The following is a 1566-nucleotide window of genomic DNA, read 5'->3' as shown; positions in this document are numbered from 1 at the left end:
TTATTCCCCCTCCCGCCCCTGACTTGCTGTACCCACATCACCAACCCTGAAACGGAGTTGCAAAGTGAATACACAATTAAAACGCAGCAACGTGCGTTACGGTATTTTATTATTTCTTTTTTTGGCTACCGTATTTAATTATGCCGACCGCGCCACGTTGTCGGTCGTCGCGCCGATTATGAGTAAAGAGCTCGGATTCGATCCGGAGGCCATGGGTCTGGCTTTTTCCGTGTTCGGTATTTCTTACGTGATAATGCAAATCCCCGGCGGCTGGCTGCTGGATAAATACGGCTCGCGGCTGGTGTACGGCTGCGCGCTGATCGGCTGGTCGGTGGTGACCATGTTCCAGGGGACGATCTTTCTGTTTGCCAGCCCGCTGGTGGTGCTGGTTATTCTGCGCCTGATGATGGGCGCGATAGAAGCCCCGGCCTTCCCCGCCAACAGCCGCCTCAGCGTGCAGTGGTTCCCGAATAAAGAGCGCGGGTTTGTCACCTCGGTATATCAGGCTGCGCAGTATATTTCGCTGGGTATTATCACACCGCTCATGACGATCATTCTGCATAATTTAAGCTGGCACTATGTCTTCTATTATATTGGCGCCATCGGGGTGGTCCTGGGGATATTCTGGCTGGTTAAGGTGAAGGACCCGCTACACCACCCGGAAATAAACCAGCAGGAGCTTGAATATATTCGCGAAGGCGGCGGCGAGCCGGAGCTAGGTTGCAAACAAACGCAGCACAAGTTAACCCTCGCGCAGATCAAAAGCGTCTGCGTAAACCGCATGATGATCGGCGTCTATATCGGCCAGTTCTGCGTCACCTCCATTACCTGGTTCTTCCTGACCTGGTTCCCGACCTACCTTTACCAGGCCAAGGGAATGTCGATTCTGAAGGTCGGTTTTGTCGCCAGTATTCCGGCCATTGCCGGGTTTATCGGCGGCCTGCTCGGCGGGCTGTTTTCCGACTGGCTGCTTAAACGCGGCCACAGTCTGACCACTGCCCGCAAGATACCGGTCATCTGCGGCATGCTGCTTTCCTGCGTCATCGTCGTCGCTAACTATACCGCTTCTGAGGTCGTGGTTATCGCCGCCATGAGCCTGGCCTTCTTTGCCAAAGGCTTTGGCAATCTCGGCTGGTGTATCCTCAGCGATACGTCCCCCAAGGAGATGCTGGGTATCGCCGGCGGGGTCTTCAATATGTGCGGCAACCTCGCGAGCATCATCACGCCGCTGGTTATTGGGGTCATTATTGCCAATACCCACTCGTTTGATTACGCCATTCTCTACGTCGGCTCGATGGGCGTGCTCGGCCTGCTCTCCTATCTATTTATTGTCGGGCCGCTGGATCGTATCAACCTGACACCTCGCGCGGCCTGATTCTCAAACCTGGCGAGAGTTCGCCCCCGCTGTTTCGCAACACACTCCTGCGAAGCAGCGGCTTTTTTTAGTAGGTAATCCCGGGCGGATTGACCACCGACTGCGTTACCGCCTCCCCCTGCTCCCCCCAGCGCGCCAGCACCTGCTGGTATTCGCCGCGGGCTATCGCCCCCTCGAGCGCCGCCTGCAGC

General features: G+C 56.2%; 1 protein-coding gene and 1 pseudogene. One reads left to right on the top strand and one right to left on the bottom strand.

All coding sequences use genetic code 11. The features are described 5' to 3' along the window. Nucleotides 1–64: 64 nt before the first annotated feature. Nucleotides 65–1375 carry an MFS transporter gene (locus tag PFH44_RS27380; protein ID WP_045855263.1) on the top strand — a complete coding sequence of 437 codons (1311 nt, stop codon included), beginning with the start codon at nt 65–67 and terminating at the stop codon, nt 1373–1375. Nucleotides 1376–1442: 67 nt separating this feature from the next. Here the strand turns inward: PFH44_RS27380 and PFH44_RS27375 are convergent. Further along, a pseudogene (locus PFH44_RS27375) lies at nt 1443–1566 on the bottom strand (ABC transporter substrate-binding protein); the annotation flags it as partial.

The sequence above is a fragment of the Klebsiella sp. Ech2A genome (assembly GCF_030078455.1).
Taxonomy (GTDB): domain Bacteria; phylum Pseudomonadota; class Gammaproteobacteria; order Enterobacterales; family Enterobacteriaceae; genus Klebsiella; species Klebsiella terrigena.
The sequence above is the reverse complement of the archived record's forward strand: the minus strand, read 5'-3'. Positions and strand labels throughout refer to the sequence as shown.